This is a genomic window from Streptomyces sp. 1331.2, from assembly GCF_900199205.1.
Lineage (GTDB): Bacteria > Actinomycetota > Actinomycetes > Streptomycetales > Streptomycetaceae > Kitasatospora.
Genome location: NZ_OBMJ01000001.1, coordinates 529,508 through 555,700, shown reverse-complemented (window position 1 = coordinate 555,700; position 26,193 = coordinate 529,508). Strand labels below are relative to the sequence as shown.

At 72.3% G+C, this 26,193-nt stretch carries 20 protein-coding genes and 1 rRNA gene; 14 read left to right on the top strand and 7 right to left on the bottom strand.

The genetic code is table 11. The features are described from left to right. Positions 1 to 8 precede the first annotated feature (8 nt). The 7 genes from CRP52_RS02500 (at position 9) to CRP52_RS40335 (ending at position 7,090) form a co-directional block, all read left to right on the top strand. The gene (locus CRP52_RS02500; protein ID WP_097234861.1) at positions 9 to 731 is read left to right on the top strand and encodes a CIS tube protein; all 723 of its coding nucleotides are present in this window, start codon (positions 9 to 11) and stop codon (positions 729 to 731) included. Beyond that, positions 728 to 2,506, top strand: coding sequence for a VgrG-related protein (locus CRP52_RS02495; RefSeq protein WP_097234860.1), 1,779 nt, complete (start codon positions 728 to 730; stop codon positions 2,504 to 2,506). Before CRP52_RS02500 ends, CRP52_RS02495 begins: the two co-directional genes overlap by 4 nt. Positions 2,507 to 2,581: 75 nt before the next feature. Next, positions 2,582 to 2,893 carry a PAAR domain-containing protein gene (locus CRP52_RS02490; RefSeq protein ID WP_097234859.1) on the top strand — a complete coding sequence of 104 codons (312 nt, stop codon included), beginning with the start codon at positions 2,582 to 2,584 and terminating at the stop codon, positions 2,891 to 2,893. Further along, positions 2,890 to 3,330, top strand: coding sequence for a GPW/gp25 family protein (locus CRP52_RS02485; protein WP_097234858.1), 441 nt, complete (start codon positions 2,890 to 2,892; stop codon positions 3,328 to 3,330). The genes CRP52_RS02490 and CRP52_RS02485 overlap by 4 nt, the downstream gene beginning before the upstream one ends. Beyond that, entirely contained in the window at positions 3,330 to 5,291 is a 1,962-nt protein-coding gene (locus tag CRP52_RS02480) for a putative baseplate assembly protein (protein ID WP_097234857.1), read from the top strand. Before CRP52_RS02485 ends, CRP52_RS02480 begins: the two co-directional genes overlap by 1 nt. Beyond that, the gene (locus tag CRP52_RS02475) at positions 5,288 to 5,878 is read left to right on the top strand and encodes a phage tail protein (protein ID WP_097234856.1); all 591 of its coding nucleotides are present in this window, start codon (positions 5,288 to 5,290) and stop codon (positions 5,876 to 5,878) included. The genes CRP52_RS02480 and CRP52_RS02475 overlap by 4 nt, the downstream gene beginning before the upstream one ends. 438 nt (positions 5,879 to 6,316) lie before the next feature. Beyond that, positions 6,317 to 7,090 (top strand): zinc ribbon domain-containing protein, encoded by a 774-nt coding sequence (locus CRP52_RS40335; protein WP_179852661.1) that lies wholly within the window; start codon positions 6,317 to 6,319, stop codon positions 7,088 to 7,090. Positions 7,091 to 7,190: 100 nt separating this feature from the next. On the opposite strand, the gene CRP52_RS02465 is transcribed toward CRP52_RS40335, so the two are convergent. From CRP52_RS02465 to CRP52_RS02440, 6 genes are all read right to left on the bottom strand, one after another. Continuing rightward, entirely contained in the window at positions 7,191 to 9,881 is a 2,691-nt protein-coding gene (locus CRP52_RS02465) for a glycoside hydrolase family 31 protein (RefSeq protein WP_257032241.1), read from the bottom strand. A gap of 111 nt (positions 9,882 to 9,992) precedes the next feature. Further along, positions 9,993 to 10,865 (bottom strand): carbohydrate ABC transporter permease, encoded by an 873-nt coding sequence (locus CRP52_RS02460; RefSeq protein WP_097234854.1) that lies wholly within the window; start codon positions 10,863 to 10,865, stop codon positions 9,993 to 9,995. After that, on the bottom strand, positions 10,862 to 11,824 hold the full coding sequence (locus CRP52_RS02455; protein WP_097239780.1) for a carbohydrate ABC transporter permease: 963 nt from the start codon (positions 11,822 to 11,824) through the stop codon (positions 10,862 to 10,864). Before CRP52_RS02455 ends, CRP52_RS02460 begins: the two co-directional genes overlap by 4 nt. Before the next feature lie 35 nt (positions 11,825 to 11,859). Further along, positions 11,860 to 13,137 carry an extracellular solute-binding protein gene (locus tag CRP52_RS02450; RefSeq protein WP_097234853.1) on the bottom strand — a complete coding sequence of 426 codons (1,278 nt, stop codon included), beginning with the start codon at positions 13,135 to 13,137 and terminating at the stop codon, positions 11,860 to 11,862. A 196-nt stretch (positions 13,138 to 13,333) separates the two neighbouring features. Then, a complete protein-coding gene (locus CRP52_RS02445; RefSeq protein WP_097234852.1) occupies positions 13,334 to 14,092 on the bottom strand; it encodes a DeoR/GlpR family DNA-binding transcription regulator in 759 nt (252 codons plus the stop codon). Further along, a complete protein-coding gene (locus CRP52_RS02440) occupies positions 14,079 to 15,185 on the bottom strand; it encodes a LacI family DNA-binding transcriptional regulator (protein WP_097234851.1) in 1,107 nt (368 codons plus the stop codon). The genes CRP52_RS02445 and CRP52_RS02440 overlap by 14 nt, the downstream gene beginning before the upstream one ends. A 227-nt stretch (positions 15,186 to 15,412) precedes the next feature. Between CRP52_RS02440 and CRP52_RS02435 the strand changes: the two genes are divergently transcribed. Continuing rightward, positions 15,413 to 17,890, top strand: coding sequence for an RICIN domain-containing protein (locus CRP52_RS02435; RefSeq protein WP_097234850.1), 2,478 nt, complete (start codon positions 15,413 to 15,415; stop codon positions 17,888 to 17,890). A gap of 102 nt (positions 17,891 to 17,992) precedes the next feature. Here the strand turns inward: CRP52_RS02435 and nagA are convergent, their stop codons facing one another. Next, positions 17,993 to 19,171: an N-acetylglucosamine-6-phosphate deacetylase gene (gene nagA / locus CRP52_RS02430; RefSeq protein ID WP_257032240.1), complete on the bottom strand. Its 1,179-nt coding sequence runs from the start codon at positions 19,169 to 19,171 to the stop codon at positions 17,993 to 17,995. An 86-nt stretch (positions 19,172 to 19,257) separates the two neighbouring features. Here nagA and CRP52_RS02425 point away from each other — a divergent pair, with 86 nt between their 5' ends. From CRP52_RS02425 to CRP52_RS02400, 6 genes are all read left to right on the top strand, one after another. After that, the gene (locus tag CRP52_RS02425) at positions 19,258 to 20,160 is read left to right on the top strand and encodes an SIS domain-containing protein (protein WP_097234848.1); all 903 of its coding nucleotides are present in this window, start codon (positions 19,258 to 19,260) and stop codon (positions 20,158 to 20,160) included. Continuing rightward, on the top strand, positions 20,157 to 21,209 hold the full coding sequence (locus CRP52_RS02420; protein ID WP_097234847.1) for an ROK family protein: 1,053 nt from the start codon (positions 20,157 to 20,159) through the stop codon (positions 21,207 to 21,209). The genes CRP52_RS02425 and CRP52_RS02420 overlap by 4 nt, the downstream gene beginning before the upstream one ends. Then, positions 21,206 to 22,177: a 1-phosphofructokinase family hexose kinase gene (locus CRP52_RS02415; protein WP_097234846.1), complete on the top strand. Its 972-nt coding sequence runs from the start codon at positions 21,206 to 21,208 to the stop codon at positions 22,175 to 22,177. The genes CRP52_RS02420 and CRP52_RS02415 overlap by 4 nt, the downstream gene beginning before the upstream one ends. Further along, positions 22,165 to 23,001 (top strand): class II fructose-bisphosphate aldolase, encoded by an 837-nt coding sequence (locus tag CRP52_RS02410; RefSeq protein ID WP_097234845.1) that lies wholly within the window; start codon positions 22,165 to 22,167, stop codon positions 22,999 to 23,001. The genes CRP52_RS02415 and CRP52_RS02410 overlap by 13 nt, the downstream gene beginning before the upstream one ends. Positions 23,002 to 23,152: 151 nt before the next feature. Next, complete coding sequence (locus CRP52_RS02405; RefSeq protein ID WP_257032239.1) at positions 23,153 to 24,142, top strand: phospholipase; 990 nt, start codon at positions 23,153 to 23,155, stop codon at positions 24,140 to 24,142. Positions 24,143 to 24,575: 433 nt separating this feature from the next. Further along, positions 24,576 to 26,099: ribosomal RNA gene (locus CRP52_RS02400) — 16S ribosomal RNA — on the top strand. Positions 26,100 to 26,193: the final 94 nt, after the last annotated feature.

Genomic DNA, 26,193 nt, shown 5'->3' with positions numbered 1-26,193 from the left:
GCACCAGGATGTCCGCAGCGGTCCCCGCGAGCGTGACCCGGGCCCAACTGACCATCATGGAGCCCCCGTCGACGGTCGGCGCCCAGCCCGGCGGGACGCTCGCGCAGCTCCGGCTCCAGTTCAACCCGGCGACCCTGGTGCTGCGCAAGACCACCGAGTGGCGGCGCACGCCGTCCCGGATGGCGGGCCAGTCCGCGCTGCCGGAGTTCGTCGGCAGCGGTCCGCGTTCGCTCTCCCTCGACGTGTTCCTGGACTCGACCGCGACCCACGACAACTCGGTGGAGCGGGCGGTGGAGCAGCTGATGACGGCGTGCGTGCCGACCCCGACCAGCCTGGCGCGCAAGACGCCGGCCAGCCCCTGGATCCGGCTGGACTGGGGCACCCTGAAGACGACGTCGTTCAACGGCGTGCTGACCGGCCTGTCCGTCACCTACACGCTGTTCGACGTGGACGGCAATCCGCTGCGCGCGGTCTGCTCGCTCTCCATCGACGAGGCCAGCGTGGACCCGGCCGGGCAGAACCCCACCTCCGGTTCGCCCGAGGCCCGCAGCACCCACCGGGTGATCGCGGGCGACAGCCTGCCGCTGCTCGCCTGGCGCGCGTACGGGGACGCGACGGCGTGGCGGGCCATCGCGGAGGCCAACGACATCGAGGATCCGCTGGCGCTGGTCCCCGGCGCGGAGCTGATCGTGCCGGGGATCGACGAACTGACCCGGGGCGGGCGGCGATGACGACTCCCGAGGCCCGGGGCGGCCGGCCGTTCGCCGCGGATCCCGTTGTCGAGGCACCGGGCCCGCTGCCGCCGGCCTGGGCGGCGCAGTTGGTCTCCTGCGACATCGAGGAGAGCGTCGGCCTGCCCGACACGGCCGTGCTGAGCTTCCGGGACGCGGACCACACCTTCCTCGCCGCGACGGGCATCACCATCGGCACCCCGCTGCGGGTGTCCGTGGTCACCGTGCAGGGGCACACCCAGGTGCGGCTGTTCACCGGCGAGGTGACGGCCCTGGAGCTGGAGGTGGACACCACCGGCTCGTACACCGTGGTGCGGGCGTCGGCGGTCACCCACCGCCTGATGCGCGGGCGCCGGGTGAAGGCCTTCCGGAACATGACGACCGCCGACATCGTCCGCGAGGTCGCCGCGGGCGCGGGCCTGTCCTGCGGCCGGGTCGACGCGTTCCCGGTGGTCCACCAGCAGCTGTCCCAGGCGAACGTCCCGGACTGGGAGTTCCTGCAGTTCCTGGCGCAGGAGAGCGGCGCGCAGGTGCGGGTGGACGACGACGGGCGGCTGGAGTTCGTCCGGCCCGAGCCCGCGTCCGGCGCCCCGGCGCCGTCCACCCCGGCGCCGCAGAGCCCGATGGTCCTGGAGTACGGGCGCAACCTGCTGGAGCTGCGCGGGGTGCTCACCGGTGCGGCCGGCGCGGACACCGTCGAGGCGCGCGGCTGGAACGTCACCACCAAGAGCGCCCTGGTCGCCACCGAGCCCTCGGTGACCTCCCGCACGGTGCTGCCCGGGATGAGCGCCTCGGTGGCGGCCTCGGCCTTCCCCGGCCGGGCCAAGCTGACCGTCGCCGACACCCCGTACCGCACCCAGGCGGAGACGGCCGCCGTGGCCCGCTCGGTGGCCGCCTCGGTGGCCGCCGGCTTCGGTGAGCTGGAGGCGGTCGCCGAGGGCAACCCGCGGCTGCGGGCGGGCAGCGCCGTCGCCCTGGGCAACGTCGGCGCCGCCTTCTCCGGCCGCTACACCGTCACCGGGGTGCGCCACCTGATCGAACCCTTCCGCGGCTACCGCAGCACCGTGGTGGTCAGCGCCTCGCCGGACCGCTCCCTGGCCGGGCTCGTCACCGGCGGCAACGCGCCGCCGCGCGGGCCGCGGATGCCGGGCCTGGCCGTCGCCGTGGTCACCGACGTCCGGGAGCCGGGCGACGGGCAGCGCGGCTGGGTGAAGCTGAAGTTCCCCTGGCTGGACGACACGTACGTCTCCGACTGGGTGCGCACCGTGCAGTGGGGCGGCCACGGCGGCGGCGGGGTGGTCAGCCCGGAGGTCAACGACGAGGTGCTGGTCGGCTTCGAGCAGGGCGACCTGGACAGCCCCTACGTGCTGGGCGGCCTCTACAACGGCGTGGACAAGCCCTCGCCGCACGACGTGCCGCTGGTCGACGCGGCCGCCGGCAAGGTCAACCGCCGCTCGGTGGCCTCCCGTTCGGGCCACCGCCTGGAACTGCTGGACGTGCCGGGCGGCGCCTCCGGGGTCCGGCTGGCGAGCGGGGACAAGAAGCTGGAGGTCAAACTCGACCAGCAGAACGGGGAGATCGTGCTGACCGTCCACGGCGCGGGCGGCGCAGCGGGGAGCACGGTGCGCCTCTCCTCCTCCGGGATCACCCTCGACGCGGGCACCGGCGAGGTGAACGTGCGCGGCGCCTCGGTGACGATCCGCGGCACGACCGCCGTCACCGTGGACGGCGGGGCCGAGGCGATCCTCAAGGGGGCGTTCGTGCGCATCAACTGACGATGCATCAAACAGTCGCAGCTGTTCTACAGTTCACCCCACCGCACCACCGCACCATCGAAACGGAGACCGTACATGCCCCCCGCAGCCCGGACCGGCGACCTCACCGACCACGGCGGCGCCCTCACCACCCCGCCGCCGGGCGCCGTCAGGGTGGCGACCGTGCTGATCGGCGGCCGGCCCGCCGCGGTGGTGGGCAGCATCCACGCCTGCGTCCCGCACGTGGAGCTGGGCCCCGCCAACCTCGTGGAACCCGCCATGGGCGGAGTGACCGGGGGCGTGGTCCTGATCGGCGGGCTGCCCGCGGCCCGCATGGGGGACAAGACGACCTGCGGCGCCACCATCACCAGCGGCGCGCTCAACGTGCTGATCGGAGGCACCGTATGACCAGCAGTTTCATCGGCCGCGGCTGGGCCTTCCCGCTGCGGGTCAACGCCACCGGCGGCATCGGCATGGTGGAACGGGACCGGGAGATCGCCGAAGCCATCCGGCTGATCCTCGGCACCGCCCCCGGCGAACGGCCGATGCGCCCCGAATTCGGCTGCGGCATCCACGAGTACGTCTTCGCCCCCGGCGACAGCACCACCGCCGGGCGGATCGCGCGCGAGGTGCGCATCGCCCTGGAACGCTGGGAGCCGCGGATCGAGGTGGACGACGTGGTGATCGCCTTCGACCGGGTGGACGAGGGCACCCTCTACATCGACGTCCACTACACCGTGCGCGCCACCAACGACCGCCGCAACCTGGTCTTCCCCTTCTACACCATCCCGGAGCACCCCGATCCGGACCGGGAAGCGGCCATGGCGGACGGGAGCGCCGGCTGATGGCCCTGCCCTCCCCGAACCTGGACGACCGCCGCTTCCAGCAACTCGTGGACGAGGCCAAGCGCTACGTCCAGCAGCGCGCACCGGAGTGGACCGACCACAACGTCTCCGATCCGGGCGTCACCCTCATCGAGACCTTCGCCTACCTGGTCGACCAGCTCCTCTACCGGCTGAACCGGGTTCCCGAGAAGAACTACGCAGCCTTCCTCGACCTGCTCGGCATCCGGCTCTTCCCGCCCGCCGCGGCCCGGGCCGAGGTCGACTTCTGGCTCTCGGCCCCGCAGCCCGAGACGGTCCTGCTGCGGGCGGGCACCGAGGTCTCCACGCTGCGCACCGAGACCGACGACGCGGTGGTCTTCGCCACCGCCGAGGACCTGCCGATCGTTCCCAGCGAGCTGGAACGCCTGGTCACGGTCCACGCCGGCGGCGAGCAGTCCGACCGTACGGCCCGGATCGCCGACGGCGCCGACGTGCCCTGCTTCCAGCCGCGCCCGGAGGTCGGGGACGCCATGCTCTTCGCCCTGCCCGCCGTGGTGCCGCGCTGCATCCTGGTCGTCCGGCTGGACAGCCGGGTGGAGGGCGTCGGTGTCGACCCGCGCCAGCCTCCGCTGGCCTGGGAGGTGTGGGACGGCTCCCGCTGGATCGGCTGCGAGACCGGCAGCGACACCACCGGCGGCCTCAACCGGCCCGGCGAGGTGGTGGTCTTCGTGCCCGCCGGGCACACCGCGTCGGTGGTCGCCGGACGGCGGGCCGGCTGGCTGCGCTGCCGGGTCACCGAGCCGCGGCCGGGCCAGCCGTTCTACTCCGAGTCCCCGACCATCCGCCGGGCCGAGGTGTTCACGGTCGGCGGCACCGCGACCGTCGTCCACGCGCAGACCGTCACCGACGCGCCGCTCGGCTCCTCGGAGGGCGTCGCGGGCCAGCGTTTCCGGCTCGCCCGGCCGCCGGTCCTGCTCGACGGCGAACCCCCGGTGGTCGAGGTCGCGGCCGGCGAGGGCTGGCAGCCGTGGACGCTCGTGGAGCACTTCGGCGACTCCGCGCCGACCGACCGGCACGTGGTGCTCGACGCCACCACCGGCGAGTTCCAGTTCCCGCCCGCGGTCCGGGAGCCGGACGGCAGCCTGCGCGCCTTCGGGGCGGTGCCGCCCAAGGGCGCCCAGCTGCGCGTCCCGCACTACCGCACCGGCGGCGGGACGGCGGGCAACGTCGCCCGCGGCACCCTCACGGTGCTGCGCAGCTCCGTCCCGTACATCGCCCGGGTGGACAACCGGGAGGCAGCCCGCGGCGGAGTCGACGGCGAGACGGTGGAGAACGCCAAGCTGCGCGCCCCGCACCAGCTGCGGCTGCAGGAACGGGCCGTCACCGCAGGGGACTTCGAGCTGATCGCCCGGCAGGCCGCGCCCTCCGCCGCCCGGATCAGCTGCGTGCCCGCCGGCGGCGGGGAGGCGGGGGCGGTGCGGGTGCTGGTCGTCCCCGACGCCGTCGCGGACGACGGCGACCGGCTGCGGTTCGAGCAACTGATCCCCGACGAGCAGGTGCTGGCCGCCGTCGCGACCGCCCTGGACGAGCGGCGGCTGATCGGCACCCGGATCGCCGTACAGCCCCCCGCCTACCAGGGCGTGACGGTGGTCGCCCGGCTCACCACCCGCGACACCGACCCCGACCGGGTCCGTGAAGCGGTGCTCGCCGCGCTCTACCGGTACCTCAACCCGCTGCGCGGCGGCGCCGACGGCCGGGGCTGGCCGTTCGGCCGGGCGGTGCAGTACGGGGAGGTGTTCGCGGTGCTCCAGCAGGTCGCCGCCGTCGCCGGGGTCGAGGAGCTGCGGCTGTTCCCGGCGGACCCGATCACCGGGCGCAGGGGCGCCCCCGCCGAGCGGGTCGAGGTCCCGCCGGACGCCCTGGTCTTCTCCCACCAGCACCAGGTCGTGGTGACGGCGGCGGAGGAAGGCGGGTTCTCATGAGCAATCGGGCTGCCGTTCCGGGACTGCCCAGTCCGCACCCGATCGGCGCGCTGCTTCCCGCGCTGTTCGCCGAGGACGACTTCGCCCAGCGGTTCACGGCCGGCCTGGACACCGTCCTCGCCCCGGTCTTCGCCACCCTGGACAGCCTGCCCGCCTACTTCCGGCCGGGGCTGGCGCCGGCCGACTTCCTGGACTGGCTGGCCTCCTGGGTCGCGGTGGAGGTCGACCCGGCCTGGCCGCTGGAGGTCCGCCGGGCGGTGGTCGGGCGCGCGGTGGAGCTGCACCGGTGGCGCGGCACCCGGCGCGGACTCGCCGAACGGCTGCGGCTGGTGCTGGGAGCCGGTGTCGAGATCGTGGACGGCGGCGGGGTCTCCTGGTCCACCGACCCCGGGGCGGCGCTGCCGCCCGGACCGCCCGCGCCGCCTGCGTCGATCGGTGCGGGCGAGGTACTGATCCGGGTCTGGCCGCTGCACGGTCCGGTACCGGACGAGGAGCGGGTGCTGTCCGTCGTCAGGGCGGGCTGCCCGGTCCATCTGAGCTGCCGGGTGGAGATCCTGCCCGGTCCACCCGGCCGAGCGGAGGGCTGACGGATGCCGGTGTGCCCCGACTGCGGAACTGTCAACGGGGAGGGGGACGACTTCTGCGGCAACTGCGGCGCCTACCTGGGCTGGTCGCGCAGCGCCCCCGCCACGGCGGCGGCGCCACCCGCCGTGCCCGCGCCCGCCACGGAACCCGTGCCCGAACCCGCGCCCGCGCCGCCTGCACCCGCGCCGCCTGCGCCTGCACCCGCCGAATCCACCCGGCGGACCACGTCACGCCGGGCGGCACGCGGCAGGACGGAGCAACCGCCCGTCCCGCCGGCGGCGCCGGTCCCGCCCGCCGCGGAGAGCGAGCCGTCGACCAGCTCCCGGGTACGGCCGGCTCCCGCTCCGGATCCGGATCCCGTACCGACGACGCCGGCAGCGACACCGAAAGCGGCACGGACGCCGGAGCCGACGCCGGAGCCCCAGCCGCAGGCCGACCCGGTGGCCGTGCAGCCCGCCAAGCCCGTCGCCCCCCGCCCCGTCGTCCGGCAGTCCGCCGCCGACGAGACCCCGGACGGCCCGCCCTGCCCCCGTTGCGGCACCCCCAACCTGCCCGACCGCCGTTTCTGCCGCCGCTGCGCGGCACCGTTGACCGTCACCGCGACGCCGCCCGAGCTGCCCTGGTGGCGCACCCGTTGGCCGTTCCGGCGCCGGGTGCGGATCGGCGGCTCGGGCAACGCGCTGCGCCGTACCATCGCGCTGATCGCGCTGGCTGCCGTCGTGGTGGCGGGGATTCTGCTGTACCCGGCGGGCAAGGACGCCTTCCAGGACGTGCTGGACAAGCTCGGCAGCACCGCGCCGATCACCCCCGCCTCGACCTCGGCGAGCGCCGCCGTCGAGGGCCACCCGGCGACCGCGGCCGACGACGGCCTGACCAACACCTACTGGGGGGCGCCCGCGGTCGGGGACTCCGTCACCTTCGCCTTCCGCACGCCGTTCCGGCTGGTGGACCTGATCATCCACACCGGCGGCTCCGCGGACCCGCAGCAGTTCCGCCAGCAGGCCCGTCCGCTCGTGCTGTCCCTGGAGGTCACGGACGCCGACGGCGGGCAGCACCAGAAGCGGATCACGCTCAACGACCAGCCGGGCCCGCAGACCGTGGCGACCGGTCTCAGCGACGTCGTCCAGGTGAAGCTCACCGTCCGCGAGGCCGCCGGGACCGGCCCCGACCGGGCCATCGCCCTGGCCGAGGTGGAGTTCTTCAAGCGCACGTGAAAGCAGCGCGCCTGAGCCCCGAGGACGGAAACCGGAACCGCCCGGGCTCCCCCCGCAGCACCTGCCTGCGAGGGGAGCCCGAGCGGTCACCCGAGCGCGGTCAGTGCCCGCCGTGGATCAGCTCGACGGAGAAGCCCTGGTCGGTGGGCTGGTCCGCGGTCTTGACCCGGGTCACGCCGGTCGCGGTGTCGTAGTACCAGCCCGCCGCCGCCGAGTCGAGCGCGGCGGCCGAGGCGATCCGGGGCAGCGGGCCGCCCCGGGTGACCACCTGGCGCGGGGCGGGCTGGCCGTGCACCGTGAAGCGGTACGCCCGGGCGGCCGGCTTCCCGGCGTAACTGCCCACGCTGGCACCGACCTTGACCACGGTGACCGGCCCGGCGGCGTGGACGTCCACCTGCTGGGTGGCGGAGGAGCCGGCGGTGAACTGCCGGGTGACCCCGTCGTCCTCGTACAGGGTGTAGGAGGAGTCCCCCTGGGCCTGCGGGTAGAGGTCGTAGTCGAGTTCGCCGCGGTTCCTGGTCTGCCAGGACAGTGTGCCCTCGGGCCACATCGGCACGATCGCACCACCCCTGACGAACAGCGGCAGGGTGTCGAGCGGCGCGGAGTAGCCGTCGATCGTGGTCGGGCCCTGGTAGGTGCGTCCGGTCCAGTAGTCGGTCCAGGTGCCCTCCGGCAGGTGGATGCCGTTGCGCACCGAGGTGTCGGAGTAGACCGGCGCGACCAGGAAGTCCGGCCCGGCCAGGAACTCGTACGTGGCGTTCGGCCCGAGGGCGCCCGGGTCGTTCGGGTACTCCAGGGCGAGCGGGCGCACGGCGCCGATGCCGGTCTTGGTGGCCTCGGCGGACAGGGTGTACATGTACGGCAGCAGTCGTTCCTTCAGCTGCAGGTACTTGCGGTTGATCGAGGTGTAGGGCTCGCCGTCCAGCCACGGCTGCTGGTCGCGCTGCTCCTTGCCGGACATGTCGCGGGCCCAGCCGTCCATCGTCATGATGGCCGGGAGGAAGGCCTTCCACTGCAGGTCGCGGGTGTACATCTTCGGGTCGCGGCGGAAGATGGAGCCGACGTCCCCGGTGTTGTAGGCGATGCCGGACATGGTGGCGCCGGCGTAGGTGGGGATCTGCCAGCGGATGTAGTCCCAGGACAGGCTCTGGTCGCCGCTCCACAGCACGCCGCAGCGCTGGGCACCGGCCCAGGAGACGGGCAGCCAGACGAACCCGCGGGCGTCGCTGTTGTCCTCGATGCCGGCCTTGGCCTGGTCGCAGGCGTTCAGCGCGAAGTCGTAGCCGTTGCCGACCCAGGCCACGTCGAGCTTGCGCACCCGGACCCCGGCCTTGACCTCCTCGGCCTGGTTGGGCAGCCCGTTCTGCGTCCAGAGGCCGAGCTGGGCGTGGTCCTTCCGCAGGCCCTCGCCGGTCTGCGGCAGGTTCTCGTAGCCGCAGCCGTAGCCGTCGTTGACCAGCATCCAGCCGAGCGGCATCCCGTTCTGCACGTAGCCGTCGGCGATCTTCACGGCGTCGGTGGTGTGGCGCTCGCCGCGGTTGGCGTTGTGCAGGTAGCAGTCGGAGTCGCCGGGCTCCAGGCCGTAGACCGGCGGCATGAAGGGCTTGCCGACCAGGGCGGTGTACTGCCCGATCACCGACTTCACGTCACCGGTGAAGTAGTAGGCGTCCAGGCGCCGTTCCTGCTGCCCGGTGCGGACCGGCGAGCCGAAGTCGTAGATCCCCGGGGCGAAGGTGTTGCGGAAGACGCCGTAGCCGGCACTGGAGACGTAGAAGGGCTGGGAGTTGTTGTAGCCGCCCTCGTTCCAGTCGAAGCTGTTGGAGACATGCACGGTCCGGTCGCGGTGCGAGAAGCTGCCGTTCTGCTCGCCGCCGCCGAAGAACTGCTCGTCGGCGCCGCGCACCAGGCTCTGCCGCAGGCCGCCGGTGCTCCAGCGCAGCGGCGCGTCCTCCTGCCAGATCACGGTGCTGTTGTCGGCCTTGTACAGGGCGAACCGCAGCGGGTGCTTGTAGACCCGCAGCACCACGTCCTGGGAGCGGATGCCGTGGTAGTCGCCGGCGTCGAAGGTGCTGGTGTCGCGCTGGAGTTCGGGCTGCTCGCGGATGATGGTGCGGCCGGCCGGGTCGGTGAACACGCCGTCCGGGGCGGCGCGCAGCCGCAGCCGGTCGTCGGCGAGGAAGTCGACCTTGGCCTTCAGCGGGCCGGCGGAGATGTCGTAGCTGCCCTGGGAGCCGGAGAAGGCGGTCAGGTCGCCCGCGTCGGTGGTCTTCGGCAGGTAGGCGCGGCCGGTGAAGGAACCGCCGTGGACGTCGTACGGGACGACCAGGACGTGGTAGGTGCCGGAGGCCTTCGGGATGACGGTCGCCTCGGGGTCGGCGGTGCCCGCGCTCTCGGCGACCTCCTTGCCGGTGGCGTCGTAGATGTAGAGGTCGAAGTCGTCGGTGGGGTTCTGCCACTGGATGGAGAGCGGGATGCCGCCCTCCGGGTTGTCGTCCCAGTAGCCGGCCGGCACGTCGACGGTCAGGTCGAAGCGGCTGCAGACGGCGCCGTCCGGGTCCTGCGCGGCGCTCGGGCAGCTGGTGGCGCCGCCGAGCGTCCCCTTGGCGTAGCCGGGGCTCTGCCAGCTGACGCTCTGGTGGCCCTGGTCGAGGACGGCGGAGGGGGTGCCCGCGGCCCGGGCCGGCAGGGTGGGGCTGGCCAGGGCGGCGAGGCTGGCCAGGGCCGCGGTGAGGGCGGCCCGGCGGAGGCGGGCTCGGGAGCGGGCTCGGGGTCGGGGTCGGTGTAAGCGCACGGGGATGCTCCTGTCGGTGGTCGACGAGGTGGGCGGTTCGGGGCGGCGGCGGTCCGGGCGTGGCTGGTCCGGGGCGCGGCCGGTTCGGGGGTGTGCTCGCGGCGCGGGCGGCTACTTGAGCGATCCGGCGGTCAGTCCGGAGACGACGTGCCGCTCGATCAGGGCGAACAGCACCACGACCGGCACGATCGCGACGACCGATCCGGCGAACAGGTAGTTCCACTCCACGGTGTAGTTGCCGATGAAGCTGTTGATGCCGACGGTGAGCGGCTGGCTCCGTGGGTCCGTCGACAGGGTCAGGCCCATCACGAACTCGTTCCAGGCGGAGATGAAGGTGAAGATCACCGCCGTCACCACCCCGGGCATCGCCAGCGGCAGGACGACCCGGCGCAGCACCCCGAGCCGGCCGAGGCCGTCGAGCATCGCCGCCTCCTCCAGTTCCACGGGGATGGAGGAGATGTAGGCGGTGAGGATCCAGATCGCGAAGGCCAGGTTGAAGGCGGCGTTGCAGAGGATCAGCGTCCAGACCGAGTTGAGCATGTCGAGCTGGTAGAACTCGCGGTAGAGGCCCACCAGCAGCGAGGTCGGCTGGAACATCTGGGTGACCAGGACGAGCAGCAGGAAGAGCCGGCGGCCCCGGAACCTGGTCCGGGCCGTGCAGTACGCGGCGGGCAGGGCGACCAGGAGCGCCAGTACCGTGGACCCGCCGGCGACCAGCAGGGTGACCTTCAGGTTGCCGCCGAGGGTGGACTCGCGCCAGACGTCGACGAAGGCGGACCAGGCGAAGTGCCGCGGCAGGTAGCCCGCGTCGCGCAGTTCGTCCGCCGGGCGCAGTGCGGTGACGACCATCTCCAGGTACGGGAGCAGGAAGACCGCCGCCAGCAGCCAGGCCGCCCCCGCGAGGGCCAGGGTGCGCGGGGCGATCCGGCGCCGTCCGGTGCGGGCCGGCGCGGCGGCCGGGCGTGAGAGCTGATGGGTCGTCAACTCTCCTCCCCGGACCAGCGGCTGACCTTGAGGAAGACCAGGACCATCAGTACCACCAGGGCGAAGTTGACCACCGACATCGCCGCGGACTCGCCGATGTCGGTGCTCTTCAGCTGGTACATGAACACCGTGGTGGTGGCCGTGTCGCTGCCCGGGCCGCCCCGGGTCATGCCCCAGATCACGGGGAAGGAGTTGAAGACGTTGATCAGGTTGATCACGACGGCGACCAGGAAGGCCGGGCGGAGCAGCGGCAGGGTGATCCGGCGGTAGGCCTGCCACCGCGAGGCGCCGTCCACCCTGGCCGCCTCGTACAGCTCGGCGGGGACGGTCTGGAGGCCGGCCAGCAGGGTGTAGGTGGTGAACGGCAGGGAGACGAAGACGGCGACGGCCACCATCCAGGGCCAGGCGGTGGCGGGGTCGCCGAGCCAGTCCCGGGGGCCGTCGATCAGGCCGAGGTCGGTCATGGCGGTGTTGAGCACGCCGGCGGTGCGGTCGAGCATCCAGCGGAAGCCGATGGCGGTCATCAGGACGGAGGCGGCCCAGGGCGCGAGCAGGGCCCAGCGGGCGAACCGCCGGCCGGGGAAGCGCTGGTCGAACAGCTGGGCCAGGCCGAGCGAGACCAGCATCGTCAGGCCGACGACGGCGACGGTCCAGGCCACCGTGGCGGTCAGGACGTGGCCGAGGTCGGCCTCGCCGAAGAGCTTGCGGTACTTGTCCAGCCCGGCGGAGCCGCGGACGAAGCCGCTGGTGCTGATCCGCAGGAACGAGGTGCGGAGCATCTCGTAGACCGGCCACAGCACGACGGCGAGGATCAGCAGGACGGCCGGGGCGATCCACGGCAGCGGCCCGAGCCTGCCTGTCCGGACGCCCGCGGGGGCCGCCCGGCTGCGCGGGGCCGCGGGCGGTGCGGGGGAGCCGTCGGCGTGGGTGCCGAGGGCCGTGGGGGTACTGAGGGTCACGGGGGTGCCTTTCGCGGGGCGGCCGTGCGGGCGGGTCACTTGTTCGCGACGGCGTCCTGGGCCTTCTTCTGCAGGTCGGCGAGCACCTTGGCCGGGTCGCCCGAGACGGCACTGCCGATGCCCTTCTTGAGCTCGGCCGAGACCACGTCCCAGGTGGTGTCGCCGAGCGGGTAGAAGACGGCGTTCGGCAGGACGGCGAAGAAGGGTTCGAGGTCCTTGTGGTTCCCGCCGGCCGTCAGCGCGCTGAGCGTGTCCTGGGTGACGGGCAGCAGGTTGTAGGTCTCGTCGAACTTCAGCATGTTGTCCTTGGCGTACGCGAAGTCGAGGAACTTCCTGATCTGGTCGCGGTGGCCGTTCTTCTTGAAGGCCATCATCCAGTCCGCGACGCCGAGGGTGGAGCCGAGCGGGCCCGCCTTGCCGGGGATGGGCGCGACGCCGTAGTCGACCTTGCCCTCCTTCGCCATCCGGATCAGCGACGGGTGGCCGTCGAGCATGGCGGCCTTGCCGGCCGCGAAGTCCGCGAAGGCGGTCTTGCGGTCGGTGGTGGCGGGGTTGGCGTAGGTCAGGCCGGGGTCGACCAGGTTGGTCCTGAGCCAGCGGAAGGTGTCGATGTCGGCCTGGCTGTCCAGGGCGTACGAGCCGTCCTTGGCGGTGGGGCCGCCGCCGTTGCCGAGCTCCCAGATCATGCTCTCGCCCTGGGCCTCCTCGGGGCCGAGCGGCAGCGCGTACGGGGTGACGCCGGGGACCTTGGCCTTGACCTGTTCGGCGGCTTGGCGCAACTCCTCCCAGGTGGTGGGGGGTTGGGCGACGCCGGCCTGCTGGAGGAGCGCCTTGTTGTAGAACAGGAGCCGGGCGGAGGAGACGAACGGGATGCCGTACTGCACGCCCTTGACCTGGCCGGCCCTGGCGAAGCTGTCGATCAGGTTGCCCCGGGTGGCGGGGGAGAGCACGTCCTCCGCCTTGTAGAGGAGGTCGTCGGCGACCTTGTCGGCGTAGCCGCCGGTCTGCAGGACGTCCGGCACGTTGCCGCTCTGGATCATCGTCTTGACCTGCTGGTCGATGTCGTTCCAGTTGACCACCTGGACGTCGACCCTGATGTCGGGGTTGGCTGCCGTGAAGGCGGTGGCGACGCCGTTCCAGTAGGCCTTGGAGCTGTTGGACTCCTTGTCCCCGTAGTCGGCGGCGACGAGTTTGAGCGTCACCTTGCCGTCGGCGTCGGTTCCGCCGCCGCTACTGCCGCTGCTGCCGCAGGAGGTGAGGGTGAGGGCGCCGAGGGCACACACCGTGAGGAGGGCCGGTATCCGTTTGTCCACCGCAGGGACCGCCTTCGTTCGTGCTTGATCTGGTGATCGCAGATGCTTGAAGTGAGCTGGTTTTGCGCAGGTTTGAAAGAGCTTGCTGCGTCCGAGGGGCCATGTCAACGGCGGAACGGCAGAAAAGCCCGCCCGGAGCCACGGAAAAGCCCGGCCGGGGAGGCCCCGGCCGGGCGTCGTGGGTGGTGCGCGGGAGTCAGACCCGCTGGACCCGCACCCCGCAGGCGGCGAAGGCCTCCTCCTCGGCCGCGTCGGCCTCGGTGTCGGTGACCAGGTCGTCCACCTCGGTGAGCGGGCAGATCCGGGCGAAGGTGACCCGGCCGATCTTGCTGCTGTCGGCCAGGACCACCGAGCGCGCGCTGCTGCGCAGGAACGCGCGGTCGGTCTGCGCCTCCATCTCGTCGTGGGTGGTGCAGCCCTCCTGCGGGGTCAGGCCGTCCACGCCGATGAAGGCGAGGTCGAGGTGGTACTGGGCGAGCATCCGGTCCGCGGCGGGGCCCACCAGTTCGTAGCTGGTGGTCCGGGCGATGCCGCCGACCACCACCAGGCGGACGTCCGGGCGCACGATCAGGTCGGCCGCGATGTTGACGGCGTTGGTCACGATGGTGATCCCGCCGCGCTCGGCCAGCACGCGGGCCAGCTCGCTCGTCGTCGAGCCGCCGGTCAGCCCCACCACCGCGCCGTCCGGCACCAGCCGGTCCGCCGCGAGCGCGATCCGGCGCTTCTCCGCCTGCCGGGTGCCGTGCTTGTGGCGCAGCGGCAGTTCGAGGTTGACGGCGCCGGTGACCGCCCCGCCGCGGGTGCGGTGCAGCAGGCCCTGGTCGTGGAGCTCCTGGAGGTCCCGGCGGACGGTGGCCGAGGAGACCCGCAGGAGTTCGGCCAGCTCGTGCACGTCGGCGCTGCCCGCCTCGGTGAGGTGCGCGAGGATCCTGGAGGTGCGGTCAGCTTTGAGCATGTCGGAAGTGTAGTGCGCCGCCGCACGGGGAGGACTCCGCGCAGAACTGCGCACGCTGCCCGCCGACCGGCCCGGTGTCGGCCGCCGGCCCGATGTCGACGGCGGGCCCGGTGCTGTCCCGGACGACGAGCTCCGGGCGCAGCAGCTGGAGCGAGTTGGCCGGGGCGCCCGACCGGCGGAGGGCGCGCAGCAGCAGTTCGACCGCCTCCCGGGCCATCTCCCGCTTGGGGATGGCGACGCTGGTGAGGGCGGGCCGGGCGAGCCCGATCTCCGGGCTGTCGTCGTGGCCGACGATCGACAGGTCGTGCGGGACGCAGCGGCCGGCGGCGCGGGCGGCCTCCAGGGCGCCGAGGGCGAGGACGTCGTGGGTGGCGAAGAGCGCGGTGATCCCCGGGTCGGCGGCCAGCGCGGCGCTCGCCGCCGCGTACCCGCCCGCCGGGGTGGGTTCGGGCGCGAGGTGGACGGCCGTGTCGGGGACGGTGAGGCCGTCGGCGGCGAAGGCGCGGCGGAAGCCCGCGACCCGCGGGGCGTGGTCGGGGCTGGCGAGGACGGCGACGCGCTCGTGCCCGAGCTCGCGCAGGTGGCGTCCGGCCAGCTGCCCGGCGCGCTCGTAGTCGATGGTGATCACCGGGAAGCGGTCGGGGGTGTCGGTCTCCCAGGCGCACAGGGCGACCGGGAAGGAGGCTTCGGCGAGCGGCGGCAGGTGGTCGATCAGGTCCCGGTCGCCGGCGATCAGCAGCGCGTCCACCGAGCGGCTGGTCAGGCCCGCCAGGTGCCGCGCGGCGCGCTCGCCGTCGAGGCGGGTGGTGCACAGCAGCAGGTGGTAGCCGTTCTCGTCGAGGACGTCCTCGACCTCCTCGACGATCGAGGCGTAGAAGGGCGCCGTCACGGTCGGGACGAACAGGCCCACCGTCCTGGTGGCGCCGGTGGCCAGCGAACGCGCGACCAGGTTGGGCGTGTAGCCCAGCTCCTCGACCGCGGCACGCACCCGCGCGGCGGTCGCCGAACTCACGGCTCCCCGGCCCCTGATGACGTTGGAGACGGTCTGCTTGGTGACCCCGGCGCGCTCGGCCACGTCCTGCATCGTCACCATGGGGGTCCTTCGGAATTGACCGGTCAACTTGGTTCCCGTGCAACCTAGGACACCGCTGCGGGGCCGTCAAGCAGCGGGATCTCAGCGCGCTTCGAGGGTTTCTGCCAGCTCTCTTGATTTACCGGTCAACCCGACCGTATCTTCCGCATGGCCGACGGCCGGAACCGCCGTCCCCCGGCCGCGTCTCCCGTTCCGCACCCCCACCCCCACAGGGAAGAGGAGAACAAGTGCCAGCCCATCGACGCCGATTGCTCGCAGCCCTCACCGCCGCCGCCCTGGCCGCCTTCGGCACCGGTGCCCTCACCGCCGCCCCGGCCGCCGCCCGCCCGGCTGCGCCGCCGCCCGCACCCCCGACCGCCGCCACGTACACCGTCACGGTCGGGAAGACCGGCTCGTACCCGTACCCGGACGACACCCCGGCCGCCGTCTACACGGACAAGGACGGCACCTTCTACTTCCAGCAGTCGCACTCCCTCTACGGCGCGAACGACTCCCGGCAGTGGGACTTCTACACCGGCCGCGACTTCGACCACGCCACCAGGTCCGCCACGATCAGCGACGCCGTCAACCCCGCCGACCCCACCGACCGCAACGACGACACCACCGCACGCTGCAACAACAGCCCCACCGGCCGGCAGTCCAGCTACGCACCGACCGGCTCGGGCTACGCCCAGCGCAACTACTGCGACCTGTCGGGCGTCTGGGTCGACCCGGACACCGGCGACTGGTACGGCCTGGTGCACAACGAGTTCACCCCGCAGCCCTTCGGCGACGGCCTGCACTACGACGCCATCGACTACGCCGTCTCCACCGACCAGGGCCGGACCTGGACCATCCGGGACCACGCCATCACCTCGCCGTACAGCACCACCCGCGGCGACACCGCCGCCTTCCCCGCCCAGACCTACTCCTACGGCGACGGCGACCAGCGCCTGTTCACGGACACCGCCTCCGGCTACTTCTACGTCTTCTACGGCTCGCGGATCGTCGACAAGGGCGGCAGCTGGGGCGCCTTCCAGCAGCACGTCGCCCGGGCCCCGATCGCCGCCAAGATGGCGCCCGGAAGCTGGCAGAAGTGGTACGACGGCGCCTGGTCGCAGCCCGGCGCGGGCGGCCGGGAGAGCGACCTGGTGCCCGCCGACTCCGCGAACCCGACCGGCTACCTGCCGCCCGCCAAGGAGTACGACCCGGCCAACCCCGGCACCGTCAAGCAGCAGATCGCCGCCGGGACGCTCGCCCCCAGCACACCGCTGTTCGTCATGAACATCGCCTACGACGCCTACCTGGGCCTCTACCTCGGCACGCCGCAGGCCGTCGACCAGAGCGGCAACGCCCCGCAGCAGATCTACGCCACCGCCGACCTGTCCACCCAGCAGTGGACCCTGCTCGGCGACACCGGCGGCTACCACACCGCCTCCTGGTACCGCTGGTTCCTGGACAGCGCCACCCTGACCGGCTCCACCATCGTCGGCAAGACCTTCCGGTCGTACTGCGCCTTCGCCTGCTCCGGCTCGGACGGCCAGTACGCCGAGCTCACCGTCGGCTCCAGCCGGCCGGCCCCCGCGCCCTTCGACCCGACCAGGACGTACCGGATCGCCAACGGCGACGGCCGGGTGCTGGCCCAGCGCAGCGGCAGCCCGGCGACCACCTCGCTGCCCGGCGCCACCGGTTCCGCCCTGGAGTCCTGGTCCTTCGTCGGCAACGGCGACGGCTCCTACCGGATCGTCAACGCCGCGACCGGCGGCGCCCTCGGGGTGGACACCTCGGCCGACACCGGCCGCGCCGGCCGCGCCTGGGGCGCCGCCCCGACCGTCGGCGGCGGCAACGGCGCCGGGCAGCAGTGGTTCCCGGTGCCCGCCGGCAGCGGCTTCCGCCTGGTCAACCGCTACAGCGGCCTGGTGCTCGGCCTGACCGCCGCCGGCAGCCCGGCCGAGACCACGCCCGCCCGGTACTGGACGGACACCACCGGCTCGGCCGTCGGCGGCGGACGCACCGCCGCCCGGCAGATCCTCACGCTCACCCCGACCGGCACGGCCACCGAGACGGTCGTGTTCGCCGGCCCCGGCGACCAGTCAAGCACCGTCGGGCGGGCCGCATCGGTGCAGCTCAGCGCGACCGACAGCGCCGGCAAGCCGCTGACCTTCACGGCGACCGGCCTGCCCGCAGGGCTCACCGTCAGCCCCGCCGGCCTGATCTCCGGCACCCCGACCGGCCCCGGCGTCTCCAAGGTCACCGTCACCGCCTCCTCCGGCACCGCCCGCGCCTCCACCACGTTCACCTGGAGCGTCACCCCGGCCCTCACCGGCACCCACACGCTCACCACCGGCGGCCGGGCGCTCGACGACGCCGACAACAGCACCACCGCCGGGAACCGGCTCATCACCTGGCCGCTGTCCGGTGACAGCAACCAGCTCTGGCAGTTCCGCGCGCAGCCCGACGGCTCGTACGAGCTGGTGAACGGCCGGTCGGCGATGTGCGCCGACGTCAGCGGCGGCTCGGGCGCGGCCGGGGCCGCGGTGATCCAGTGGCCGTGCACCGGCCGCGCCAACCAGCACTGGACCGTCCGGCTGCTGGCCGACGGCCGCTACGCCCTCGCCTCCGTCGGCAGTGGGCTGCTGCTCACCGCCGACTCGGCGGCCGACGGCACCCCGGTGGCCCAGCAGCCGGACACCGGCTCACCGCTGCAGCGGTGGTCGATCGGCTGACCCGGGCCCGCCCGGGCGGACTGCGCTGACGCCGGACGTGGCGTCAGCGCAGTCCGTTGCCGGGCGCCCGTCCGTTGTCGGCCGCCCGTCCGCCGGTGGCTGTCAGTGGCCCCGAACGTGGTCGAAGCGCTCGCCGCCGAGCACCCAGCGGCCGTGGCGCATGACGGCGACCAGGTCGTAGCCGGTGGAGTCGAGCACGACGAGGTCGGCGAGTTTGCCGGTCTCCAGGGATCCGATGGTGTCGGCGAGGCCGAGCAGGCGCGCGGGGGTGGCGGAGAGTGACTCGACGGCCTGGGGGAGGGTCAGCTTCCCGAGGGTGACCGCTCTTCGGAAGACCCGGTCGAGGGTGAGGGTCGAGCCCGCGATGGAGCTGCCGTCCGGGAGCATCGCGACGCCGTCCTTGACCTGGACTTGGAGGGGGCCGAGGGGGTAGAGGCCGTCGCCCATGCCGGCGGCGCCCATGGCGTCGGTGATGAGGGCGACGCGGGTGGGGCCGGCGGTGTTGTAGGCGAGGTCGAGGACGGAGGGGTGGAGGTGGATGCCGTCGTTGATGAGTTCGACGGTGACGCGTTCGTCTTCGAGGAGGGCGACGATGGGGCCGGGGGCGCGGTGGGCGATGCCGGGCATGGCGTTGAAGAGGTGGGTGGCGACGGTGGCGCCGGCGTCGATGGCCTGGAGGGTGGTGGTGTAGTCGGAGTCGGTGTGGCCGACGGCGGCGATGATGCCGAGGTCGGTGAGCATGCGGACGGAGTCGAGGCCGCCGGGGAGTTCGGGGGCGAGGGTGACCATTTTGGCGTGGCCGCGGGCGGCGTCGAGGAGTTTGCGGACGAGGGCGGGGTCGGGGTCGCGCAGCAGGTCGGGGCGGTGGGCGCCGCAGCGGTTGTGGGAGATGAAGGGGCCCTCGAAGTGGATGCCGGCGAGGGTGCCGTCCTCGACGAGTTCGGAGAGGACGGCGGCTTGGCGGGCGATGTCGTCGATCTCGCCGGTGACGGTGGAGGCGATGGTGGTGGTGGTGCCGTGGTGGAGGTGGGTGCGGGCGGCGTGGAGGGCTTCTTCGGCGAGGCCGGAGGCGTAGGAGGCGCCGCCGCCGCCGTGGACGTGGAGGTCGACGAAGCCGGGGACGACGGTGTGTCCGGTGAGGTCGAGGTCGCCGGGTTCGGTGTCGCCGCCGAGGGCCGCGATGCGGGTGCCCTCGATCGCGAGCCGGTCGCCCTCGACGACGCCGCCGGGCAGGACCAGGCGGGCGCCGGCCAGGGCGAAGCGGTGCGCAGTGGGTTCCACGGTGACCCTCCTGTTCAAAATTGATCGACTGGCCTATCTTTTGCTCAGATCCAATCATCCCATTGCAGCTTTGCGCAGGAGGATTGATGAGCCACGCCACCAGTCACGTCACCGCCGAGATCGCCAGCCAGCCCGAATGCTGGTCCCGTGCCCGGGAGTTGAAGCCCGAAGGCCTCCCCGAACCGGGGGAGCGGGTCGCCGTCCTGGGCTGCGGCACCTCCCTCTACATCGCGCAGGCCTACGCCTCCCTGCGCGAGGAGGCCGGCCACGGCGAGACCGACGCCTTCGCCGCGTCCGCCTTCCCCGACACCCGCCGCTACGACCGGGTGCTCGCGATCACCCGCTCCGGGACCACCACCGAGGTCCTCGCCGCCCTCACCCGCACCCGCGCCACCCGCAGCGACGCCCGGGCCGCGACGACCGCGATCACCGGCGACCTCGCCACCCCCGTCACCACCGCGGCCGACACCGTCGTGGACCTCTCCTTCGCCGACGAGAAGTCCGTCGTGCAGACCCGCTTCGCCACCACCACCCTGGCCCTGCTACGCCACCACCTCGGCCTGAGCCCCGCCGAACTGCCCGCCCAGGCCCGCACCGCCGTCCTCGCCGAACTCCCCGAAGCCGCCCTGGCAGCAGAACAGTTCACCTTCCTCGGCACCGGCTGGACGGTCGGCCTGGCACACGAGGCAGCCCTCAAGCTCCGTGAGGCCGCCGGAAGGTGGACCGAGTCCTACCCGGCGATGGAATACCGCCACGGCCCGATCAGCATCAGCGCCCCCGGCCGCGTCGTCTGGTTCTTCGGGCCGCCGCCCACCGGCCTGCCCGAGCAGATCCGCGCCACCGGCGCCACCATCGTCACCTCCGACCTCGACCCGCAGGCCGACCTCGTCCGCGCCCAGCGCCTCGCGGTCGCCCTCGCCGAGCGGTGCGGCCTGGACCCGGACCAGCCGCGCAACCTGACCCGCTCGATCATCCTCGACCAGCCGTGACCGTCCTCGCCCTGGACATCGGCGGCACCGAACTCAAGGGCGCCGTCGTCGCGGCGGACGGCACGGTCGTCCGGACCGTGCGCCGGCCCACCCGGCCTGTGCGGCCCGCCCGGCCCGCTCGGCCGAATTGCGGCGCGGGGACTGCCCTCGACGCCGTGCTCGACTGCGCCACCGAACTCGCCGAGCTCGCCCGGCGCGCCGGGCTCCGGCCCCGGGCCGCCGGCGTCGCCGCACCCGGCCTCGTGGACGAGGCCGCCGGCACGGTGGTCAGAGCGGTCAACCTGGACTGGCACGACGTCCCGATCCGCGACCGACTGGCGGAACACCTCGGCCTCCCGATCGCCTTCGGCCACGACGTCCGGGCCGGCGGCCTCGCCGAGGCCCGCCTCGGCGCCGGCCGGGGCAGCCACTCCTTCGTCTTCGTCCCCGTCGGCACGGGCATCGCGGCGGCCGTCCTGACCGGCGGCCGCGCCATGACCGGAGCGCGCGGGATCGCGGGCGAACTCGGCCACCTCGTGGTGCGGCCCGGCGGCGAACGCTGCGCCTGCGGCGGGCGGGGATGCCTGGAGACCGTCGCCTCGGCCGCCGCGATCGCCCGCCGCCACGCCCGGCTCACCGGTATGACGACGAGCGGCGCCGAGGACGTCCACCGGCGTGCGGTCGACGGAGAAGCCCAGGCCGGGCAGGTCTGGGCCGAGGCCGTCGAGGCACTTGCCGACGGCCTGGCCGCCACCGTCGCCCTGCTCGACCCGGAGCGGATCGTGATCGGCGGCGGTCTCGCCCGGGCCGGGGACCACCTCCTCGCTCCCCTTGCCGCAGCGCTCACCGAGCGGCTGGCCTTCCGGACCGCGCCCCGGCTGGTCGCCGCCGAGCTCGGCCGCCGCGCGGGCTGCCTGGGCGCGGCCCTGCTCGCCCAGGACCTGCTCGTCGGGGACCCGGTGGCCGAGGGCCTGCTCACCGAGGACCCGCCGGCCGAGGACCCGCTGGCCGAAGGCCTGCTCGCGACCGGCCGCGCTGCTGAGGCACTGCCACCCGGAGGCGCGCCGTGATCCTCACCGTCACCCTCAACGCCGCCGTCGACGTGACCTACCGGCTCGACCGGGTGGCTCGCCACGGCAGCAACCGGATCGAGACCGTCACCGAACGGGCCGGCGGCAAGGGCGTCAACGTGGCGCGGGTGCTTGCCGCGCTCGGCCATGACACCGCCGTCACCGGCCTGGCCGGCGGCGTCACCGGGCAGGCCCTGCGCGCCGAGCTCGCGGCCGCCGGGCTGCGGGACGAACTCGTCCCGATCGGCGGCACCACCAGGCGCACCGTCGCCGTGGTCGAGGACGTCACCGGCGACGCCACCGTCTACCTGGAGCCCGGCCCCACCGTCACCACCGAGGAGTGGTCCGACTTCACCGTCCGGTACCGCCGCCTGCTACGCACCGCCCGGGCGGTCGTGCTGTCGGGCTCGCTGCCCCTCGGCGTGCCCCCGGACGCGTACGGCCGGCTGGTGGCCCTCGCCACCGAGGCAGGCGTACCCGCGGTCCTCGACGCGGAGGGGCCCGCCCTGCTCGCCGGCCTGGGCGCGGGCCCGGCATTGGTCAAGCCCAACGCGGCCGAACTCGCCGCGGCGGCAGGCCCGGTGGCCCCGCTCACCGGCGCCCGGATGCTGCGTACGGCCGGTGCCCGCGCGGTCGTGGTCTCCCTCGGTCCCGGCGGGCTGCTCGCCAGCACCCCGGAGGGGGACTGGCGGGCCCGGCCGCCCGAGGCGGCGCGCGGCAATCCGACCGGTGCCGGTGACTCCGCCGTGGCCGCCCTCACCGCCGGTCTGGTGGCCGGCACCCCGTGGCCGGAGCGGCTGGCCGAAGCGGTCGCCCTGTCCGCGGCGACCGTGCTCGCGCCGCTCGCCGGGAGCTTCGACCCGGCCGACCACCGGCGCTTGCGGCCGCTCGTCCGGGTCGAGCCCGTCCACCCGTCCTCCTCCACGTCCACCTCCTGCGGCCCTCAAGGAGAACCGTGCCCCTCGTAGCCACCGGCTCGATCGTCGAGCCCGCCGTCCGGGACCGCCGCGGTGTCGGCGCCTTCAACGTCATCCAGCTGGAGCACGCCGAGGCGATCGTCGCCGGGGCCGAACGGGCCGGGGCGCCGGTGATCCTGCAGATCAGCGAGAACGCCGTGCGCTACCACGGCGCGCTCACTCCGATCGGCCGGGCCGCGCTCGCCGTGGCCCGGGACGCGAGCGTGCCCGTCGCACTGCACCTGGACCACGTGACCTCCACCGACCTCGTCCGGGAAGGGGTCGAACTCGGCTTCGGCTCCGTCATGTTCGACGCCTCCGCGCTCGACTACGAGGCGAACGTGCAGGCCACGGCGGCTGTCGTCGCGCGCTGCCACGCGGAAGGCGTCTGGGTGGAGGCCGAGCTCGGCGAGATCGGCGGCAAGGACGGCGTGCACGCCGCCGGCGCCCGTACCGATCCGGGGGAGGCGGCGGCCTTCGTGGAGAGCACCGGGGTGGACGCGCTCGCGGTGGCGGTCGGCAGTTCGCACGCCATGCTGACCCGGGACGCCGTCCTCGACCTGGACCTAATCGCCGGGATCGCCCGCGCCGTCCCGGTGCCGCTGGTGCTGCACGGCTCCTCCGGCGTCGCCGACGACAACCTGGCGGCGGCCGTCCGGCACGGCATGACCAAGATCAACATAGCCACCCACCTGAACAAGGCCTTCACCGCCGCCGTCCGCACCTGTCTGCGCGAGGACGACCATCTGGTCGACACCCGCCGCTACCTCGGCGCGGGCCGTACGGCCGTCACCGACGAGGTCGCCCGCCTGCTGGGGGTGCTCGGGTCGGCCTGATGAGCCATCATCACCGGTGATCGGTCGGGAAGTTGTGGATAGCTCGTTCATCGTGCGTCAACGCACGGTTGGTGAGATAGTCATGTCCACCTCAGTTCCTCTCGGTTCCTCTCGGTTCCTCTCGGTTCCTCGGACAGAAGGAGCACCTTCCTTGACCACTCACCACAGGCACAGGCCCAGCAGGCGGACGGCGTCGGCGCTGATGGCGACGCTCTGCGGGATCATCGGAGCCACCGCCGCCGGCACCACCCCGGCGGCGGCAGCCGACCAGCGCCACCCGATCTACGCCATCGCCCACCGGGTCGACACCCTGGACGGCGTGGACGCCGCGATCAACCACAGCGCCAACGGCATCGAGATCGACGTGTGCGCCTGGTGGAACCCGAACGAATGGCGCGCCTACCACGACTGCTCCTCGGCCGGCGAGAACCGGCTGGGCCCCAGCTTCGACAGCATGATCGACCGGATCCTCGCCAACGCCAACGCGGGGCGCCGGCTGTCGCTGGTCTGGCTGGACATCAAGGACCCGAACTACTGCGGGGAGCAGCCGAACCGCACCTGCAGCGTCGCCGGACTGCGCGACAAGGCGCAGCGGCTGACCGCCGCCGGGATCCAGGTGCTCTACGGCTTCTACGAGTACCACGGTGGCAACACCCCGGACGTCGGCGGCCGGGGCTGGAAGAGCTTGGAGGGCAAGCTCGGCCCCCTGGAGGGCATCACCACCACCGGCAGCCGCGACAAGGTCCGCAGCGCCTTCGCCGCATCCGGCTCCGGCTTCGCGCCCGGCCACCGGGCGATGGACTACGGCGACAGCGACATCACGAAGGGCTTCGGCAACTGCACGGAGGCCGGCTACAACACCTGCACGGAACTGAAGAAAGGCGCCGCGGACCGCGACGCGGGCCAGCTCGGGGCCACGCTCTCCTGGACGACCACGTACAACGACCCGTGGTACGTCGACAAGCTGCTGGGCGACGCCCGCGTGGACGGCATCATCGCCGGCTATGGCGCCTTCACCGGAGTGCGCGAGTACGACAACAGCTGGCAGTGCGCCAACGCCGTCAACCTCGTCCGCGACTGGGTGAACCGCCACGGCTCCACCCACCGCATGGCGACCAGCGGGGACCGCCTCTTCAGGTAGGGGCAGACACAGCGGTAAGGACAGGCTCGCTCGCGAGGCCGTCTGACTCCCCGTCAGGGGCGATTTGCACGCAGCGGGCCCGTCCCCGTACAGTTCCGGAGTCGCCGCGGGAGACCGGGGCGGCAAAGCGGAAAGCAAATCCGATGAATGAGGCTCCGGAAACGGGGCGGAAATCTTCTGATAAGCTGAAAGCACGAATGAACGAAGCCCGGAGGGTCCGCTGGAAGGCGGCCCGAAGGAAGCGTCCGTTCCTTGAGAACTCAACAGCGTGCCAAAAGTCAACGCCAGATATGTTGACATCCCCGGCCTCAGGTTTCCTGGGGTTGGAGATTCCTTTTGAAATAACACTAGCGAGGACGCAGTGCGCGGGATCACCCTATTCCGGTGGTTGCCGTGCCGCTCAACGCGAGTGCCGCCCGATTACGGGTAGACATTCACGGAGAGTTTGATCCTGGCTCAGGACGAACGCTGGCGGCGTGCTTAACACATGCAAGTCGAACGGTGAAGCCCTTCGGGGTGGATCAGTGGCGAACGGGTGAGTAACACGTGGGCAATCTGCCCTGCACTCTGGGACAAGCCCTGGAAACGGGGTCTAATACCGGATATGACCCGGGAGCGCATGCTCTCGGGTGGAAAGCTCCGGCGGTGCAGGATGAGCCCGCGGCCTATCAGCTTGTTGGTGGGGTAATGGCCTACCAAGGCGACGACGGGTAGCCGGCCTGAGAGGGCGACCGGCCACACTGGGACTGAGACACGGCCCAGACTCCTACGGGAGGCAGCAGTGGGGAATATTGCACAATGGGCGAAAGCCTGATGCAGCGACGCCGCGTGAGGGATGACGGCCTTCGGGTTGTAAACCTCTTTCAGCAGGGAAGAAGCGCAAGTGACGGTACCTGCAGAAGAAGCACCGGCTAACTACGTGCCAGCAGCCGCGGTAATACGTAGGGTGCGAGCGTTGTCCGGAATTATTGGGCGTAAAGAGCTCGTAGGCGGCCTGTCGCGTCGGATGTGAAAGCCCGGGGCTTAACCCCGGGTCTGCATTCGATACGGGCAGGCTAGAGTGTGGTAGGGGAGATCGGAATTCCTGGTGTAGCGGTGAAATGCGCAGATATCAGGAGGAACACCGGTGGCGAAGGCGGATCTCTGGGCCATTACTGACGCTGAGGAGCGAAAGCGTGGGGAGCGAACAGGATTAGATACCCTGGTAGTCCACGCCGTAAACGTTGGGAACTAGGTGTTGGCGACATTCCACGTCGTCGGTGCCGCAGCTAACGCATTAAGTTCCCCGCCTGGGGAGTACGGCCGCAAGGCTAAAACTCAAAGGAATTGACGGGGGCCCGCACAAGCAGCGGAGCATGTGGCTTAATTCGACGCAACGCGAAGAACCTTACCAAGGCTTGACATATATCGGAAACGGCTAGAGATAGTCGCCCCCTTGTGGTCGGTATACAGGTGGTGCATGGTTGTCGTCAGCTCGTGTCGTGAGATGTTGGGTTAAGTCCCGCAACGAGCGCAACCCTTGTTCTGTGTTGCCAGCATGCCTTTCGGGGTGATGGGGACTCACAGGAGACTGCCGGGGTCAACTCGGAGGAAGGTGGGGACGACGTCAAATCATCATGCCCCTTATGTCTTGGGCTGCACACGTGCTACAATGGTCGGTACAAAGGGCTGCGATGCCGTGAGGCGGAGCGAATCCCAAAAAGCCGGCCTCAGTTCGGATTGGGGTCTGCAACTCGACCCCATGAAGTTGGAGTTGCTAGTAATCGCAGATCAGCATGCTGCGGTGAATACGTTCCCGGGCCTTGTACACACCGCCCGTCACGTCACGAAAGTCGGTAACACCCGAAGCCGGTGGCCTAACCCGTAAGGGGAGGAGCCGTCGAAGGTGGGACCAGCGATTGGGACGAAGTCGTAACAAGGTAGCCGTACCGGAAGGTGCGGCTGGATCACCTCCTTTCTAAGGAGCACATAGCAGCTTCGGGCGAATGTCCCGGAGTGCTCGCTCATGGGTGGAACGTTGACTATTCGGCACAGGAAGAGATCGGACTGCT